Origin of the sequence: Solibacillus sp. FSL K6-1126, assembly GCF_038003445.1 — a bacterium.
GTDB classification, from domain to species: domain Bacteria; phylum Bacillota; class Bacilli; order Bacillales_A; family Planococcaceae; genus Solibacillus; species Solibacillus silvestris.
Genome location: NZ_JBBOPD010000001.1, coordinates 1,660,399 through 1,677,594, shown reverse-complemented (window position 1 = coordinate 1,677,594; position 17,196 = coordinate 1,660,399). Strand labels below are relative to the sequence as shown.

Sequence of the window (17,196 nt, the reverse complement as noted above, 5' to 3'; positions counted from 1 at the left end):
AAGACAGCCAAAATCGTTCCCTTAAAATAGAATGATTACGCTTTCATACTTGCTCTGTATGTTATTTCATGTAATTTCCTTTAGTGTATAACTAGGTTAAATTATTTTACATATATCTCATGTCAGTAAAAATTATCTAAATAAAAAAGACATTTTTCTCCCTATTATTACTGTTTCCAAAACTTATTAATATGGAAAACCCCCAAATAATGCAGTTTATACAGTAAAACACCTTATGTATCACTTTTAACACCTTTGAAATATCAGGCGAGTTTCTTGGATTATTTTTTATATAACTTCCATGCGAAAGGCAAATATCAATTAAAAAGGCATTTTAATAATCCAAAGATGCAACGAACTCCTTAGATATCAAAATGCCTCACCAACTATTCTATTCATTTAAACAATCCTTTTGGTTGTACAAAAACCGTATTTTTTAAAGTTTTAATGGTAACTTCATAAAGGTGCTGCTTAAGGTCATCCCGATTTTCCATTCTAGTTTGCAGTGAAGAATATGAAATGACAGGTTCCATTCTTTTTATTACTTGAATAATTTCATTTGGATCTAACTGCTCGACCATAGTTAACCTCCCCTCTATTTTTTACTCCTATCATGGGTTGACTTCGTGAGGTCGTTCGATAATAAGTCAATCGAATTTCGCAATGAATCAATTTTGCCTTCGAATCTCATTAATAAATAAATCGCAATGGTAATAGGAAACCCGAAATTCCCTAATATTTGAAACAGCTGTCCTTCAATCATCCCCCTCCCTCCCTTCTCTTAAAATATTAATTGATTTATGAATCATCTTAGAAATAGCTTGTTGTGATACATTGTAAATCTTCGCAATTTCCTTCTCAGTTAACTCGTTTACATACCGATAATACAAAACCTGTTTTTGCTTAGCATTTAAACGTTTTAATAAGGTTATTAACAGTTCATCACTCAACAAGCTCTCTAAGTCATTCTCAAAAATGTTTTCGAATTGTATAAAAGATTTTTCATCTTGAACTGTGTCTACCATTGCCAGGCCTTCATTTATTGGAGCATCCAAATTCAATTCATACTTCTTATTGTGCTCTCTTAACTTTGAATCAAATTTTCTGGATTCATAAATAATTGCTTTTTTGATATAGGCGATACGTATGATCTGTCTTTCAAAATATTTAAATTGTTCATTTAAAGAATCCGCATTAGTATTTGTCGGTTCCTGTAAGTATGCATTATACAGTTTGTTATATTTTTCAATCTCTAAAAACCGTTTAAACACATTACTATTCACGACATCAGGATTTAAAATTTTCATTCCTCAAACCCCTTATCTTTTTATTCTTAAAACATGAACTTCCGTTCGTTTTTAATTAAAAAAGACCGAATAGAACGTTTACCTTCTTATTATATATAGGGGAAATTCCAAAGAATAATACAACCAAAAATTTAGTTATAGGGATATTAAAAATATCCCTATTGATGTAATTTTCCAACCTTGATGGTACACTAGATAATACAAGATGAGCACCAGCAGTAATAGTTGTGAATCTTACTACTTGATACTGGTGCCATCCCGTTATCACACACCAAATGCTACTGTAAAAAAGTCTTATTAACCTCCCCCAATTCCTACTAACCACAAATCTAGAGCGATAATAATTATATCAATCATGTTCTCACCCCCCCTTTTTACTTATTTTACATAATTTACACTTTCCCGGCTTATAATATTAGTAAAAGAATATTTGGGAGGATATTATGAATAATTATGGAGAAACTATAAAAAAAATCAGAGTTGGCAAAGGATTTTCGCAAAAATATGTATCAAACAATATCTGTACTCAAGGTAATTTCTCCAAATTTGAACTAGGAGAAAATAAAGATATAAAACACTCTACCTTAAGTGAATTTCTAGTACGTATAGAAACTTCCTATGAAGAATTTAGATATATCGATAATGGATATACCATGCCTTTAAGAGATGAAATTATTAATAATTTTTATAATCAAACCTATAATAATTCAGAAAAATTATTGCAATTACAGCAAAGTTGTATTTCATTCTTAAAAGAATTTCCAGAGGATAAACTAATTAATAAAATAAACATTATTATAAAAAGTCTAGCTATATTAGCCAATACTAACGATATTCATTACGCAAAATTACTTGCTGAGCCCATTTGGGAAGAACTATCTCGTAGAGACAATTTGTATTTATCCGATATCTTTTTACTAAATTCTATACTATATATTTTTCCAATTGAAACTGCTGTGGAAATGAAAACATTTGCTTTTCGGCACATTGAAAAGTACAAAAATTTCCAGAATATAAATCGGATAAAAATAAATTTCTTAATTAATCTATCGCTGCTATATTTAAAAAATAGCGATTATAATATGGCTTTAAAGCAATTAGAAAACTCAATCGAACTGTGTAAAATAGAAAAACATTTTATTAATTTATCAATCTGTTATATACGTAAGGGTATTTGTTTGAACAATATGGGCAAATGCGGATTATATTGGAGTCATAAAGGGATGAACATGTTGGAAGTTTTAGATCAGTTCGATTTACTATCTATATTAAAAACAGAAGTCGAAAAATACTCAAATTATATTGTTTAAAACGAGGAATTAAACATCTACCTTGCCCCTGGAAAGCTTCCTCCTGCTACGAACTAGTCACAAAAAAGCCGTTCAAATTTGAACGGCTTTTGATTTTGAGGCGGTTTTTATCCTAGCCTCTACTATATTTTTTATTAGTTGATCGTACTGCCTGGTAAATCTTTCAATTCTTTCTCTTTATACATTGCTCGATCCGCCTCTTTAATCATCTCATCTAAATTAGCATTTAAAACTTCCGTTGTGTAGTGCCATCCAATACTTGCCGAAACATTAATTATATGTTGATTTAAAATCATTGGTTTCTCTAGTGCAGATTGGATTCTATCTGCAATCTTTTCTACTATAGACTGATCGATATTAGACGTTAGAACGATAAATTCATCTCCACCTAATCGGCAAAGTAAATCCGTATCTCTCAATACACCATCTATCCTTAAAACAATAATTTGCAATAACTGATCCCCAACTTCATGGCCATATGTATCATTTACGTTTTTAAAGCCATTCATATCAAGGAACAATAATGCAATTGAGTCGACATTCTCATGCTTCATCACATCAAACTTTTCCTTAAGCAATAAACGGTTTGCTGCTCCGGTTAAAGGATCATGATAGGCTAAGTCCTGTAACTTGTCATTGGCCGCTCTAACTTTAAGAATGAATGTAATATGCAAAACCGTAATAAAAATTCCAAACAGTACTAAATATATAAAGTCTTCCTTGATGACGTTCGGGAAGATTTCATCGTGAAGGTAAAAAAACGAATAGAATGTAAGAATAATCGAAGCGATCCCTGACATCAAAACGGCTTTTATCTGTTGATAAATGGCACTAAGCGGAAGAGCGAGCCACATGAAGAGATAATTTACTAAATACGGAGAATCGTTAAGCAGATAATAAAAATAAATATACATACTACCGACCATCACATACATTGTAAATTTGGCATTTACTTTCTTTAGAATCAACAATATCATGATGAGCCCAAATACCCCAAAAAAGATTGCTGGAGGAAATATGCTCTCTATTCCTTCCATGACAATATTAAATATTATTTGTGTAAAGTAAAAAATACTTATTAAAAGAAGTAATAAAGAATTTCTACGATGCATTTCAATCATAATTCACCTTCCTCTAACATCCATATTGGGCTAAAATTATTGATATATTTCTAAATTATAATCCCTTAATTTATTATAGCTTATGCATAATACGATGTTATTTCAATAATAATTAACTAAAAATAAAAGATCTCCCTACAGTTCATTAAAACAACTGATGAAAGACCTTTCCTAAAATCTATATTCGTATTTTAAATACTTTATTCGTAATAGGAGCGATGAATTTAACCCCTTTTTTCGTCATCATATCACCTAAAATATGAGATAAATAAGCCATCGTTGAGATAATCGCTAAATTTTCCGCGCCTGTACTCACTTCCAGCAGATGGGACATATATGCCCAAAAGACCACCGCCCAAATCGTATGGGTAAATCCTCGATGCGGAAACCATCCAGCTGCCCCAATGTATACAGCAAACAGTACGAGCCACCACATCTCATCGGTAATCGCATAATACAGAAGGAATAAACTCAAAATAGTCATTAAAATATTTTTAAGCGTTTCCTGACTTCTCATGGATAAGGCAATGATGATGGCGCCCAATGCTAAAAACAGCAGTTTATTTTGTTGTGTAAACCATTCACCATCCAATAAAGGCAGAAAGTTTAAATAAGCTGCCAAGGACAGAACCATTATCACACCGCCGACCAATTGTCCGCCTTTTTTTATTTGTTTCGCCGTTTTCGTTACATGTTTATTCAACAGATTGTTTCCGTCTAAATCCGGAGCCAGTGAAGCTACAGCAGATACAGCTAAGACGATCGGAATCATTTCAGATGCTTGGCTGACAGATGCTACTGCCCCGATTCCTAACCCAATCGTTAAATGTGTTCGACCTTTCATGTTGCCACCTCTTTGTTGTAAAGTCTTATAGCGGATGTTACCGCGAACTCGTTATGTATTCAAAGAGTTCATTGTACTTAACAGAGTTCTATTTATCAAGTTTTTTCATTAGAGGAACCTGCTTCACTTTATGAGCTGCTGTTTTGTTTTATTACATAGCGCCGCCAGTTTTACAGATTTTAAGCCAGCCTTTGCGCGCGGTTATATATATAAATACTGCAAAGCATGATTAATGAAATAATTGCAAACATATAATCTATATAAGCTGTTAATAGCCAGCCACCAATAATCGGCCCGATAAATCCGCCTATATTTTTAAACTGAGACGCACCAAGATATGTCCCCTTTTGATCCTCAGGCGCAATTTCCTCAATAACGGCATTCATCATCGGGAAACAGAAAATCTCACCGACCGAAAATACTATCATACTCGCAATGAACATCCAAGAACTGCCGGAAACGCCAAACAGAAATAATCCGACCGCAAAAATGACGACGCCAATTTTCAGTGAACTATAAATTGAAATTTTTTCGCTTAATACTGTTAATGGCAGCTGAAATGCCAGCACTGTAATGGAGTTTGCGACAATCACATAGGAAAAGAGCTTCACCCCATCTTCCACATTCATATTAATGAATTGCGGCAGTGTCGAGTCGAACTGGGAATAACCAACTGTAATCAAAATTCCTCCTGCGATAAACAGCAACAGCTTTTGATCTTGGATAACTGCACGTAATATCGTTCGGATTTGTTGGTTTGAACCGAGTCTTTTTTGTTTCATTTCATAGCGGTTTAATATTACGAGTAAAAATATGCCATACAATGCATACATAATGCCGGTAATCAGAAACGGTGTCGCTGGACTTGATAAGCCTGCGACCCATACACCAAGTAGTGGTCCCATTACAGCCGCAATATTAATGGCCGTGTAGCGTACAGAAAATAACCGTCTTTTTTTCGCATCCTCTGTAAAATCAATCATCAGTGCTTGGGTACCCGGTTCAAAAAATGAACGACATAGCCCATTCATTGCATTCAACACGACAAAATACACAGCTGAAGGAGCCAGTGCAAAACCAATAAAGGTAAGACTCCAAATAAAGACTGTAATAATAATAACCGCTTTTCGTCCAAATCTGTCGGTCAAGTAGCCGCCGATCAGTCCGCCAAAGGTTGAGAACAGCGGCGCAATTCCAATCGTAACCCCGATTAATAACGGCGAGGCTTGAAGTTCATTATGTAAATATAAAGCTAAAAACGGGATTGCCATAAAGCTCGCAGTCCGTACAAAAATCGTCCCACTTAATATAATCCATACAAGTGGATGAAAATAGTTAAAAATCCTTGTCATAGCCGGCCTCCTGTAAATTTTTAGAGATAACTTCCATTATACAGAGTTTACGTAAACAATATTTCACTAATATGAAATTTCTGTATGTCTTCAATATTTAATTTCAAGATAATGGTATAATGACTGAAAATAGTAGGTTAGGAGGTTTTAATTAAGTGAAGCTGACAAAAGAAGAAAAGTCCTGGATTTTGTATGACTGCGGGAATTCTGCTTACTCCATTGCGATCACAACCGCCCTTTTCCCGATTGTCTTTGGAATGTTTCAAGGTGTTGACAACATGGATTTAGGCTATTTCAATTCACTTGCAAGCATATTAGTCGCCGTTCTTAGTCCCATTTTAGGAGCCTTTGCGGACTATAAGGATAAGAAAAAGCGTTTCTTCACATTTTTTGCGTTAGTCGGCATTATTTCTACTCTTTCCTTTACATTTATTTCACCCGATAGCGGGCAATGGCAGCTATTAATCGTCATGTACATTCTTTCTTGTATCGGCTTTGCCGGCGCTAATATTTTCTATGATTCTTTTTTAGTCGATGTGACGACAGATGAGAAAATGGATAAAGTATCATCGTCCGGCTTTGCTTTCGGCTATATTTCAAGTGTCATTCCATTTGGGATTAGTTTAGCCGTCATCTTAATTATGGGAATGGATGCCGCAATCGGATATCAAATCGGATTTTGCATTACCGCGCTATGGTGGGGGTTACTGACAATCCCGATGATTAAAGACGTTAAACAGCGCCATTATATTGAACCCGAACCAAATCCGATCGGCAATAGTTTCAAACGATTAGGGCAAACCTTTTTAAATATAAAAGACTATAAAATAGTATTCATGTTTTTAATCGCCTATTTCTGCTATATCGATGGTGTCGATACAATTATTAAAATGGTTGTTCCATACGCGACAAGCGTTTTAGGTTCCGACGGGTTGAATACCTTTATGCTGTTGGCCATTTTACTCGTTATTCAAATTGTAGCATTCCCCTTTGCCCTTCTTTATGGGTCACTCGCAAAAAAATATTCGACTCGGGCGTTAATAATCGTCGGGATTACGACTTATGTCATTGCCTGTATCGCAGCTTTTTTCATTTCGGAAATGTGGCATATCTTTATTCTAGGGATTATGATTGGTTCTGCTCAAGGCGGTATTCAGGCATTGAGCCGTTCCTATTATGGTAAAATTATTCCGAAAGAGCGTTCCAACGAATTTTTCGGTTTCTATAATATTTTCGGTAAATTTGCTGCAATTATCGGACCTTTTCTAATGGCACTGACAACAACGATGACCGGTGATGCCCGATATAGCATTTTATCGATTATCCCTCTATTCATAATCGGGCTCATTGTCTTTTTAATGCTGCCAAAAGATGCGCATGAACAAACTAAATTAGTAAGGTGATCAGATGCAGAAAAAAAGTAATTATGTGATTGTTGTTTCGTATGACGCCTTTTCTAAGGATAATTGGGAAAGTGCAGCGTCTAAACCGAATTTAGCCAAACTGATTGAACGAGGGGCCTCTACAAATTTACTGAAAAGTGTGTACCCAACCCTCACGTATGTCATACACAGTTCCTATGTGACTGGTGTCTATCCAGACCGGCACGGGGTTTTCCATAATAATCCGTTCCAGCCTTTCGTCCCTGAAAACGAGCAAAACTGGCACTGGTTCCGCAGTGATATCCAAGCTCCAACTGTATATGAAGCAGCTCGAGAAAAAGGACTCACGACAGCCGGGCTTTTGTGGCCGGTATCAGGAAAAGCGAATATTAACTTTAATATCCCGGAAATAAAAGCGATCAAAAACGAGAATCAGGCATTAAAAATACTAAAAAGCGGCAGTAAATTGTTTACATTGCAAATGGAAATGAAGTACGGAAAAGTTCGGCAAGGGATTCAGCAGCCTTATTTAGATGACTTCACAACAGTATGCGCAGTAGATACGATTAAGAAGAGAAAACCGAATTTACTTTTAATGCACTTAATTGACCTCGATGATACGAAGCATTTACTTGGAACAAAAGGACCACATATCGAAGAAGTAATCGAACGGATGGACCGTCGGATTGGAGATCTAGTCCAGGCGACAAAAGATGCAGGTATTTATGAAGAAACGACTTTTATAATTGTCGGTGACCATAGTCAGCTCGATGTTCAGTACAAAGTGTATTTGAACCGAATTTTATACGAGGAAGGTCTTATTTATGAGGAAAATGGAAAATGGCATTGGCGCGCATATGTCCAAAGTGCCGGTGGAGCTGCTTATTTGCATGTACAGCCAGGCGATACGGAAGCAGAACAATTAGCTCTTTCTATTTTACAGGAAGCTGCACGCAAAGAAACTTACGGCATCGAAGCCATTTTGAGTACGCAGCAGTTACAAGAGTTTCATGTAGACAGTCAGTTCAGCTATATGATTGAGGCAAAAGAAGGCTATGCTTTTGAAGATGACCATTTACAGGAAGCTGTCATCGACTTACATGCACTCGGTAAAAAGTACGCGACTCACGGCTACTCACCAACTAAACCTGACTATTCGAGCAATCTGATTATTTCCGGCAACAATGTAATTGCCGGCTCAGACATTGGCGAAGCTTGTGTCGTCGATCTCGGTCCGACAATTGCTCATATTTTGGATTTGGATTTTGGAAATACAGACGGCCGAGCATTGACTGAAATATTTAAGCGATAATAATATGATCCAAACCCCTTTTGAATGAATAATCAAAAGGGGTATATTATTTCTTTAAAAACTCACTCCATTTAATCTATTTTAGTTAGTTAACCGGATTTGCCCTTTATGATTTCTTTTTCGGGAATAATGTATATGATAATGTAATCACAAAATCAATGGCCAGAATTAGCAGCCACACCTGACTGAATTTATTAACCCCTTCATTGTTAAAAGGGAAATTACTGTTTTCATCATCGAACCACATTCCGAATAAATCATTAAGGGGCGTTTGCTGCAAACTGTCTGAAAAACCGACTCCAATAGCAAACCCTATATGAACAAGAACAAAAACTACGAAATGCCCCGCAAATTGCTTCCATTCTTTTAACGCATAAGCCTTACCATACAATTTAACAGGATGGAGTGATTCATTGATCGGCTCTCCCCGTTTTTTAGCAACCCACCTTTTAATAAAGGCATCTAGCTTTTTAAAGTCAGATTTCCCGAATGTCATCGCGTACACAATAATGATGACGATGATAATTTGATAAATCGAAAATTCACCTGTTCGCTGGTAATCGAAATAAGCCAAAAGTGCAATCCATAAATCATTCACGATAAAAATTATAAGAACAAACAAACTCAGCTTTTTCAGCTGAAACCAGTAGCGCAAGAGCAAAAAGGCAATCGCACATACCCAGAAAACAACCTCTGCAGTAATGAGGAAAAACCACTTATAATCTAAAATAAAGTCCATTGCTTCCTCCCTTAAAATCGGTTACTTGATCTATCCATTCTTATAATACTTGATAATGTAATAGATTAACATTTATTCTGCAAATTCATTCACTTTAAATTCTGACTAATCACAGAAGAAATATTAGGGTATGATGAATGAGTAGAATACTTTTTTTACATTTTGATAGAGGAGCTGAGTATTTTGAAGAAAAAGCCGATTTATGTGGAAACCGTAATAGACAGCTCGATTGAAGAAGTATGGCATTATACACAGCAGCCTGACCTGCATGAACAATGGGATTTACGCTTTACATCCATCACCTACAATGAAAAACAGCATGCGGACGCGCCTCAAACTTTTACATATACAACTAAAATAATGCCGGGATTGTCAGTTGCAGGTTGGGGTGAAAGTAAAGGAACACATGAAAAGGCAAGTGGTGTTAAAACTTCATCTCTCCATTTCGGGACTCCGCAAGTGATTTCCCCGATTAAGGAAGGACGTGGCTATTGGCAATATATCCCGAATGGCGACCGTGTAACCTTTCTAACCCATTATGACTATGACGTTCGGTTCGGTCGATTCGGGCAAATATTTGATCTGCTGTTCCGCCATGTTATCGGTTGGGCAACTGCACTTAGTTTCAATGTACTGGCAAGATGGATAGAAATCGGAGAAAAACCGGCAACCCAATACCGGCGATTTTTCAGCTATTATTTACTCTGCTTCCTGTTCAGTTTTACATGGCTCTACCAAGGTCTCATTCCGAAAGTGTTGATGAAGCATCCACTTGAAATTGATATGCTGATGAAACTGTCACCGCTAACGTTTGGTCAAGCATCAACGGCCATTATTTGGGTAGGTATTTTGGAGATGATCATTGGGTTACTGTTTTTGGTCCCTAAATTGCAAACGCTGCTGATAAAGGCACAAATTTTATTATTCCCATTGCTGACATTAAGCGCTATTATTGCTGCGCCTTCAGTTGCAACGGCTCCATTTAATGTCGTTACATTTAATATTGGTTTATGGATTGCTTCAATCATTGCTTTACTGCTGACAAAAGAATTGCCGACAGCAAAATTCTGCAAACGGAAAAGAGATGCTTAATATGATTTACGAAACATTGCTGGCCAAAGACTTTAACAGGCTGCATCCAAAACTGCAGGAGAGATACCGCCTTCCATTTGGCCTGCCATTTCATGCACAAGGAACAATGCACGTCATTCATTCAGGACCACGTTTTTTACGACCCTTGTATCAACTATTTACGAAAACAAACTTCCTTTTCCCCGAGTACGGCGAGGAAATTCCTTTTACAATAACGAATACAGCAAGAATGAACAATGAAAAGGAAGCTGAAGTTTATTGGGAGCGCACTTTCCACTTTCCACTGGAAACACGCAAGTTCAATGCGACAATGACGGTCGATTTGGAGCGGCAAATTGTAAAAGATTATTTAGGGGATCCGGCCCTGTTCTACTCCGATTTAAAAATGGATGTTACAAAGGACGGTTCCTTAATGATCCGCTCCGCAGAACAGCGTGCCGTAATCGGTCAGAAAGAAATTGCCTTGCCAAAGAAACTGACAGGCCGAGTTGTTGTAACGGAAGGGTATGATGATGTGCTGGATGTGTATACGATTCATGTCTCCATTTATAATGATCTCATTGGAAGGATGATGATGTATGCTGGTCAATTTACGCCATGTTCTCAGTAGACCTTTAACAATCATTGGCCTTGTTTGTATGGCTTGGCTTCTGTTATTTAACGAAACAACATCTATGTATTATTATTTGACGCTAGCTCAACTTATCTTTGTACCAGTCATGCTGGAACAATTAGTTTTGCTGAAAAATTGGCAAAAGCTGATTATTGTAATCGGCCAATTTGCTGTAACAATGCTGTATTTCACGCAACAGGATTTCCTCATCCTACTTTGTGTGCTGGCTTATTTGCTAAGTACACTTGTCATTGCTTCCCATGGGGTCAACCGATTTTTGAGACGGGGATTTACGAATACGGCTGAAATAATGATTGATATCGGACTGATTTATATTGTGATGGGTGGACTATGGTTTTTGGCATTCCATTTACAGTTGAATACAGGATTTAGTCCAATTATTACATGGCTAACTGCTATTCACTTTCATTATTCCGCCTTTTTACTTTGTATTACAGTCGGATTGATTGGGCGTCTTCATATGACCCGATACTATAAATTTTGCTGTGCCGTTATTGCCGCAGGACCAATGCTAGTAGCTGTCGGAATTACCTTTTCAAGAATTGTCGAAATCATTTCGGTCAGCTTATATGTACTTGCTATTTTCAGTATTAGCTTCTATGTCATGAAATGGCGGTTACCGCCCGTGCAAAGCCTTTTTATCCGGCTTGCCTTTATAACGTTATGTTTTACAATCATTTGGTCATTTTTATACGCTTACAGTAATTTAACTGGAATGATTATTGTAGATATTCCGGATATGCTGGACTTTCATGGGCTTTTAAATTGTTTAGGGTTTGGTATTGCCGTGGTAATCGCTTGGAGTCTTTATACTCCGCCGACAAAGCATAACGATTATTCATTCCCGGTAAGTAAAATCCGAGGCAACTTTTCTCCGACTAACAAGCCGGCTCACGGATTGGTTGATGAGATGTCTTCTTGTATTAATAAAGAGGATATCCCTGTTTTAATCGCTGATTTTTATGAACGTACTACGCAGTTTGAATTAAAAGCATCTGTACAGTGGGCACCATGGTTTAAACCTTTTGCTTTTGTATATCAGTTTATCAGCCGGAAAATGGGACAGTTGAATTTACCCTTTTCTTCAAAAATGATTATGATGGACGGTGAAATTTGGCAAGTCGAGCCGCAAAATGACGGCCGGGAAAAACCGCGCGTCTGGCAACGGTCGATCAATGGCGAACCTGTATTTAATGCGATTTATTCGCAGCATAATGATGCAACCAATACCTATATGAATATCGCCCTGCCCTTGCCATTCTCTTCAATGCACGGAATCTTACAGCTTTCCGCAAAAGACCGGGCACTTTACTTAACAAGTGATGGACAAGGCGATGCAGGTACATATTTGGCGATCGGTTCCTATGTTTTCAAACTGCCGCTCCATGAGTATTTTGTAATAAAAGAACAAAAAGGGATACTTACCGCTACACATGATATGAAACTTTTTGGAATGAAGTTTTTACATATTGATTATACGATACAAAAAAGCCTTAAAGAGCATGAATCAAATTAGAAATAGACAAATGTATAGTAAAAAGCTACCACTTTTCTTTGTTGAAAAATGGTAGCTTTGAGCTTGTACAGATAGATTATTATTGCGCCTCTTTCCTCTTAATAATAAACGGAGCTGCCAATAGCGCAATAATGAGGATAATTCCCAAATAACCGATTAGTGGATAAAAATAACTAACCAGTCCTGTAAACCCTACATAACTTGCCAAATAGCCAATAATCATTGTAATCGTAAAGAATGTTTTAAATTTCTTTGTCCCTGTTTCCGCAAAGCGTGCTGAGAAAGAAAAGAACATTCCAACCGCTGTATTATAAATCATACCAAAAATAACTAATGACATGATTATACCTAGTGTTGGCGATAAATTACTAACTATCCCCAGCATTGGCATGTCCAATGTGCCCACTTCTTCGATTTTCGAAAAAATGGCTAAATGAATTAATAAAATGAGAATTCCTAATACAAGTCCTCCAACTAATCCGCCTAACGCTGCTGTTTTTGGATTTTTTTCAGCCCCACCCATAACAATTGACATCGAAGCACCAACTGCAATATTAAATGAAACGTAATTAATACTGGAAATAAACCAGTTTGGTAAAGTAGTCGGTGTTGCTAGAGCTATATCATTTAGAGATGTAAAAGTCCCATTCATCGTTAGAAAACTGTAAATCGCAATAAATATAACAAAAATAATGAGAATCGGCGTAATGCTTCCAATAATGGAAACGACCCGATTTACTTTCAAAAAACCTGTTAATAATACGAGTATTGTCATAAGAGTCGTACCTACAAAGATCGGTAATCCAAACTGTTGGTTTAAGTTTGAACCGGCACCCGCTAGCATAACGACACCTACACCAAACAACGTAAAGATAAGAATAAAATCGATTACAGTACCAAGATAACGCCCGCTAATTCTGTAAATAACATCTTTATGTGATGTCGTTTTTGTATAACTGCCAAGCCATACTAAAAGCATACCAATGCCTGAAAACAGTACCGTTGATAAGATTGCTCCGAATATCCCGAGTATTCCAAAGCTCGTAAAGTATTGCAGTATTTCTTGTCCTGAAGCGAACCCTGCACCCACGATTACGCCAATAAATGCGCTTCCAATTTTTAATATATTTTTCACACGTCTAACTCCCCTTTTAATCCTTCGATCACTATGTATTTTATTAAAATAATTACTAAAGCTAGATTCCCCATTTTAAATTCTTCATTTATTATAGCCCTTTTCAGTTTTCTCCCTAAATATCCCCCTTCCGATTTTAAATTAACTACAATTTTTATATTATAGCACACTATTATTATGATATTTTATTATTCAAAATATTCATTTTTTATAAATCGAGTAGGAAAATAGAGATATAGATTGAAACATAGTGCAATTAAAAAAACATTTTTCTCAATGAGAAAAATGTTTTTTGGACTTTGTGATTCTTAAGTTTTGTAAGGAGAATCAACCCGTTGCATCTGTTCGGTCAAAGTGGCGGCCTTTTTTCAATGCTTCTACAAATTCCGTGATTTCTGTTACGACACCCGGTGCATTGGCATAGTCTTTATCCATACTTTCAACGGATACATACCCTAATGCTTTGTAATGGTTGAAAATTTCATCAGCAAACGTTTGGACTTTTCGGTTTGGTACTACACCTTCAAAAGTTGCAGCAACGATTAAGCCATCATAAAGTACTGGAGATGCAGTTTCCAGCGTATGGTCAATTTCACGCTGGCCGATTCTTCCTTGCTTATCGCTGATCAATTCAACGACAACCCCCTCTTTTTCCAAAGGTGTAACAAGTTCTTTTAAATTACTGTTTGTATCAACAATAATACCAACCTTTTTTGTTTTTAAATACGGAACTTGATTTTTCAATATACTAACTGCATCAGATGGCAGTTGATCTGCAACTTGCTGGATAGATTCATCTGGTGGTGTAACACCGATATTTTGGGCAATTTGCTCAGCCATTGCACGGTCTACTCGGGCAAACATATCGACTGTGGCCTTGCGGATTTCGATTGTTTCTACTTTCCCCAATTCAAAACTAAAAGCATTAATAATGTGCTGCTTTTCCACATCTGTTTGACTTAACCAGAATTGACGAGCTTGGCTATAATGATCCTCAAAGGATAAGCTTCGGGCTCTTACTTTACGTCCTTCAATTTTTTCCTGATAATGAGCATAGCCGCCTTCATTTTGAGTCACAACATGCGGTGTATTATTTTGCAAGCTGTTTTTCCCGTATGCAACACGGCCCTTATTGATTGTCATACGTCCATAGCCATCACGCTGATTATTATGGAATGGGCATACAGGACGATTGATCGGTAACTCATGGAAGTTTGGCCCACCTAATCGAATCAATTGTGTATCCGTATAAGAGAATAAGCGTCCCTGCAGTAAAGGATCGTTTGAGAAATCGATTCCCGGAACGACATGTCCTACATGGAATGCAATTTGTTCCGTTTCAGCAAAGAAGTTATCCGTATTTCGATTTAATGTCATTTTTCCAAGTTTGCGCAGCGGAATCAGTTCTTCCGGCCAAATTTTTGTTGGATCTAAAATATCAAAATCAAATTTGAATTCATCTTCTTGTGGAATTAGCTGTACAGCAAGCTCATATTCAGGATAATTGCCTGCTTCTATATTGTCGAAAAGGTCACGGCGGTTAAAATCCGGATCTTTACCTGCTATTTTTTGAGCTTCATCCCACACTAAAGAATGTGCACCAAATACAGGTTTCCAATGGAATTTAACGAAGTGTGCTTCCCCGTTGGCATTGACAAAACGGAATGTATTTACACCAAATCCTTCCATTGTACGGAAACTTTTCGGAATTGCTCGGTCCGACATATGCCACATTGTCATATGTGCCGTTTCTTCATTGCTTACAACAAAATCCCAAAAAGTATCATGGGCACTTTGCGCTTGAGGAATTTCATTATGAGGCTCCGGTTTTACTGCATGAACAAAATCTGGGAATTTTATCGCATCCTGAATAAAGAATACAGGGATATTATTTCCTACTAAATCGTAATTGCCTTCTTCCGTATAAAACTTTGTCGCAAATCCTCGCACGTCACGAACGGTTTCTGCTGAACCTCGAGACCCTGCTACTGTAGAAAATCGTACAAAGACAGGTGTTTGTCGACCTTTCTCACCTAAAAAATGAGCCATTGTTATATCTGAAGCATCTCCATAGCTTTCAAATACGCCATGAGCTCCCGAACCTCGAGCATGCACAACTCGCTCCGGAATACGTTCATGGTCAAAATGCGTCATTTTTTCACGGAAATGAAAGTCTTCCATTATTGTTGGACCACGCTCACCAATCGTTAATGAATGCTCATCATTCGTTAACTTTAATCCATGATTTGTTGTTAGCGGCTGCCCTTCATCTTTCGTAGTAAACTGTTTCAATTGCTCGACTTTTTTATTGTTGTTTTCCAATTTACATCCTCCTCATACAAAAATAGCGTATTTATAAGATTAGTTTTCCCTCAACCATCTCTGTTACTTTTCTACCCTATTTTTCAAAAAGTAGTCCAGTGAAATATAATCGTAATATTTTTTCCTTCAAAATTTAGTACTTTTCTATATCTTATAATTATGAATTCCGCCTGTACCAGGTTAAGTTTCATTATCTGCACTGCCACTGTCCCCAACAAAAAATCACCCATTCTCTTATTGAGTAAATGGATGATTTTTATCATTATTTTGCTTTTTTCGGCAGTGCGATTTGTTGGAACTGATCAACGAGCTTCTCCAGTCCATTGGAAAGTTCTGCCCCGCTCATCGGCACACCATGGCCTGTTACCGCTATAGAAGGTTTCAAGGCTGCTAATTTTTTTACCGATTCAAATGCTGCTTCCCAGTCCGGTGTCAAATATTTCGGTGGACCGTTCACTTCTTTTTCCTGAGTAAACACTTTATATAATGATTCTTGCTTGACCGTCACAAAAGCATCCCCTGCAATGAGTGCCCCGTCTCGCTCTCTGAACAATGAAACATGTCCAGGTGTATGTCCCGGTGTATGAATCCACTTGAACCCTTCCATAAATGGCACTGTTCCATCTGATGGCAGTTCCTGAACAAACTCACCTAAGTCAATCGCTTCATTCGGGAACATCGGTGACATTTTAGCAACCAATCCGCTGTCCACACTTGGATCCGGCTCTGGATAATCTTGTTCGCCTGTTAAATACGGTAGTTCCAGTGCGTGGGCAAAAACAGGAACTTGCCAGTGCTCTACAAGTTCAATGATTGCACCAACGTGATCAAAATGACCATGTGTCAAAATAATCGCCTTTGCTTTAGCATTTTCCCCAAATCTATTCTCTGCAACAGCAATTATCTCTTCTGCACTTTTCGGCATACCCGCGTCTATTAAAACAAAGTCGTTACTTCCAGGAATGCTGTAAAAAACAATATTTGCAATTTGAATTGTATGTGCATACAAGTCCGGCAATATTTCCTGGCTTACACCGCTTTGTACAGATGTAGCAGGAATAAATTTATAATCATCACCGTAGTTCATATTTTTTTCACTCCTTTTTCAAATATTCAACTGTATTATGATG

Annotated in this window: 16 protein-coding genes; 6 read left to right on the top strand and 10 right to left on the bottom strand. The window is 37.1% G+C overall.

From position 1 onward, the window contains the following. Window positions 1-395 precede the first annotated feature (395 nt). From MHH44_RS08095 to MHH44_RS08085, 3 genes are read right to left on the bottom strand one after another with little or no spacing between them, the layout of a single operon-like run. A complete protein-coding gene (locus MHH44_RS08095; RefSeq protein ID WP_008408944.1) occupies window positions 396-581 on the bottom strand; it encodes a hypothetical protein in 186 nt (61 codons plus the stop codon). Window positions 582-595: 14 nt separating this feature from the next. Further along, entirely contained in the window at window positions 596-763 is a 168-nt protein-coding gene (locus MHH44_RS08090) for a YvrJ family protein (RefSeq protein WP_008408942.1), read from the bottom strand. After that, the gene (locus MHH44_RS08085) at window positions 756-1,307 is read right to left on the bottom strand and encodes a sigma factor-like helix-turn-helix DNA-binding protein (protein ID WP_340798247.1); all 552 of its coding nucleotides are present in this window, start codon (window positions 1,305-1,307) and stop codon (window positions 756-758) included. Before MHH44_RS08085 ends, MHH44_RS08090 begins: the two co-directional genes overlap by 8 nt. Before the next feature lie 443 nt (window positions 1,308-1,750). On the opposite strand from MHH44_RS08085, the gene MHH44_RS08080 reads away from it, so the two are divergent. Continuing rightward, window positions 1,751-2,617 carry a transcriptional regulator gene (locus tag MHH44_RS08080; RefSeq protein WP_065217123.1) on the top strand — a complete coding sequence of 289 codons (867 nt, stop codon included), beginning with the start codon at window positions 1,751-1,753 and terminating at the stop codon, window positions 2,615-2,617. A gap of 134 nt (window positions 2,618-2,751) precedes the next feature. Here the strand turns inward: MHH44_RS08080 and MHH44_RS08075 are convergent, their stop codons facing one another. The 3 genes from MHH44_RS08075 to MHH44_RS08065 form a co-directional block, all read right to left on the bottom strand. Further along, window positions 2,752-3,738, bottom strand: coding sequence for a GGDEF domain-containing protein (locus MHH44_RS08075; RefSeq protein WP_340798246.1), 987 nt, complete (start codon window positions 3,736-3,738; stop codon window positions 2,752-2,754). Window positions 3,739-3,916: 178 nt separating this feature from the next. Next, window positions 3,917-4,582 (bottom strand): metal-dependent hydrolase, encoded by a 666-nt coding sequence (locus MHH44_RS08070; protein ID WP_340798245.1) that lies wholly within the window; start codon window positions 4,580-4,582, stop codon window positions 3,917-3,919. Window positions 4,583-4,761: 179 nt separating this feature from the next. Beyond that, window positions 4,762-5,934 carry an MDR family MFS transporter gene (locus MHH44_RS08065; protein ID WP_339264260.1) on the bottom strand — a complete coding sequence of 391 codons (1,173 nt, stop codon included), beginning with the start codon at window positions 5,932-5,934 and terminating at the stop codon, window positions 4,762-4,764. Window positions 5,935-6,089: 155 nt separating this feature from the next. Between MHH44_RS08065 and MHH44_RS08060 the strand changes: the two genes are divergently transcribed. Beyond that, window positions 6,090-7,337 (top strand): MFS transporter, encoded by a 1,248-nt coding sequence (locus MHH44_RS08060; RefSeq protein ID WP_340798244.1) that lies wholly within the window; start codon window positions 6,090-6,092, stop codon window positions 7,335-7,337. Window positions 7,338-7,341: 4 nt separating this feature from the next. Further along, on the top strand, window positions 7,342-8,628 hold the full coding sequence (locus MHH44_RS08055) for an alkaline phosphatase family protein (RefSeq protein WP_340798243.1): 1,287 nt from the start codon (window positions 7,342-7,344) through the stop codon (window positions 8,626-8,628). A 106-nt stretch (window positions 8,629-8,734) separates the two neighbouring features. Here MHH44_RS08055 and MHH44_RS08050 read toward each other — a convergent pair whose 3' ends face one another. After that, window positions 8,735-9,367 (bottom strand): hypothetical protein, encoded by a 633-nt coding sequence (locus MHH44_RS08050; protein WP_340798242.1) that lies wholly within the window; start codon window positions 9,365-9,367, stop codon window positions 8,735-8,737. A gap of 183 nt (window positions 9,368-9,550) precedes the next feature. On the opposite strand from MHH44_RS08050, the gene MHH44_RS08045 reads away from it, so the two are divergent. The 3 genes from MHH44_RS08045 to MHH44_RS08035 are packed head-to-tail and all read left to right on the top strand — an operon-like array spanning window position 9,551 to window position 12,609. After that, window positions 9,551-10,459, top strand: a complete 909-nt coding sequence (locus MHH44_RS08045; protein ID WP_340798241.1) for a DoxX-like family protein — start codon at window positions 9,551-9,553, stop codon at window positions 10,457-10,459. Between the two features lies 1 nt (window position 10,460). Next, on the top strand, window positions 10,461-11,069 hold the full coding sequence (locus MHH44_RS08040) for a DUF4166 domain-containing protein (protein WP_340798240.1): 609 nt from the start codon (window positions 10,461-10,463) through the stop codon (window positions 11,067-11,069). After that, on the top strand, window positions 11,038-12,609 hold the full coding sequence (locus MHH44_RS08035; RefSeq protein ID WP_340798239.1) for a YndJ family protein: 1,572 nt from the start codon (window positions 11,038-11,040) through the stop codon (window positions 12,607-12,609). Before MHH44_RS08040 ends, MHH44_RS08035 begins: the two co-directional genes overlap by 32 nt. A 79-nt stretch (window positions 12,610-12,688) precedes the next feature. Here MHH44_RS08035 and MHH44_RS08030 read toward each other — a convergent pair whose 3' ends face one another. The 3 genes from MHH44_RS08030 to MHH44_RS08020 form a co-directional block, all read right to left on the bottom strand. Then, window positions 12,689-13,744, bottom strand: coding sequence for a YkvI family membrane protein (locus MHH44_RS08030; protein WP_340798238.1), 1,056 nt, complete (start codon window positions 13,742-13,744; stop codon window positions 12,689-12,691). 327 nt (window positions 13,745-14,071) lie between these two features. Next, window positions 14,072-16,066 carry a catalase gene (locus tag MHH44_RS08025; protein WP_340798237.1) on the bottom strand — a complete coding sequence of 665 codons (1,995 nt, stop codon included), beginning with the start codon at window positions 16,064-16,066 and terminating at the stop codon, window positions 14,072-14,074. Between the two features lie 262 nt (window positions 16,067-16,328). Then, window positions 16,329-17,153, bottom strand: a complete 825-nt coding sequence (locus MHH44_RS08020; RefSeq protein ID WP_339264251.1) for an MBL fold metallo-hydrolase — start codon at window positions 17,151-17,153, stop codon at window positions 16,329-16,331. Window positions 17,154-17,196 lie beyond the last annotated feature (43 nt).

Excerpts from the sequence above, each read along its gene's own strand:
- MHH44_RS08075 (WP_340798246.1), bottom strand. The coding sequence starts at position 3,738 with ATGATTGAAATGCATCGTAGAAATTCTTTATTACTTCTTTTAATAAGT.
- MHH44_RS08050 (WP_340798242.1), bottom strand. The coding sequence starts at position 9,367 with ATGGACTTTATTTTAGATTATAAGTGGTTTTTCCTCATTACTGCAGAG.
- MHH44_RS08055 (WP_340798243.1), top strand. The coding sequence starts at position 7,342 with ATGCAGAAAAAAAGTAATTATGTGATTGTTGTTTCGTATGACGCCTTT.
- MHH44_RS08095 (WP_008408944.1), bottom strand. The coding sequence starts at position 581 with ATGGTCGAGCAGTTAGATCCAAATGAAATTATTCAAGTAATAAAAAGA.
- MHH44_RS08020 (WP_339264251.1), bottom strand. The coding sequence starts at position 17,153 with ATGAACTACGGTGATGATTATAAATTTATTCCTGCTACATCTGTACAA.
- MHH44_RS08080 (WP_065217123.1), top strand. The coding sequence starts at position 1,751 with ATGAATAATTATGGAGAAACTATAAAAAAAATCAGAGTTGGCAAAGGA.
- MHH44_RS08085 (WP_340798247.1), bottom strand. The coding sequence starts at position 1,307 with ATGAAAATTTTAAATCCTGATGTCGTGAATAGTAATGTGTTTAAACGG.
- MHH44_RS08070 (WP_340798245.1), bottom strand. The coding sequence starts at position 4,582 with ATGAAAGGTCGAACACATTTAACGATTGGGTTAGGAATCGGGGCAGTA.
- MHH44_RS08040 (WP_340798240.1), top strand. The coding sequence starts at position 10,461 with ATGATTTACGAAACATTGCTGGCCAAAGACTTTAACAGGCTGCATCCA.
- MHH44_RS08090 (WP_008408942.1), bottom strand. The coding sequence starts at position 763 with ATGATTGAAGGACAGCTGTTTCAAATATTAGGGAATTTCGGGTTTCCT.
- MHH44_RS08035 (WP_340798239.1), top strand. The coding sequence starts at position 11,038 with ATGCTGGTCAATTTACGCCATGTTCTCAGTAGACCTTTAACAATCATT.
- MHH44_RS08065 (WP_339264260.1), bottom strand. The coding sequence starts at position 5,934 with ATGACAAGGATTTTTAACTATTTTCATCCACTTGTATGGATTATATTA.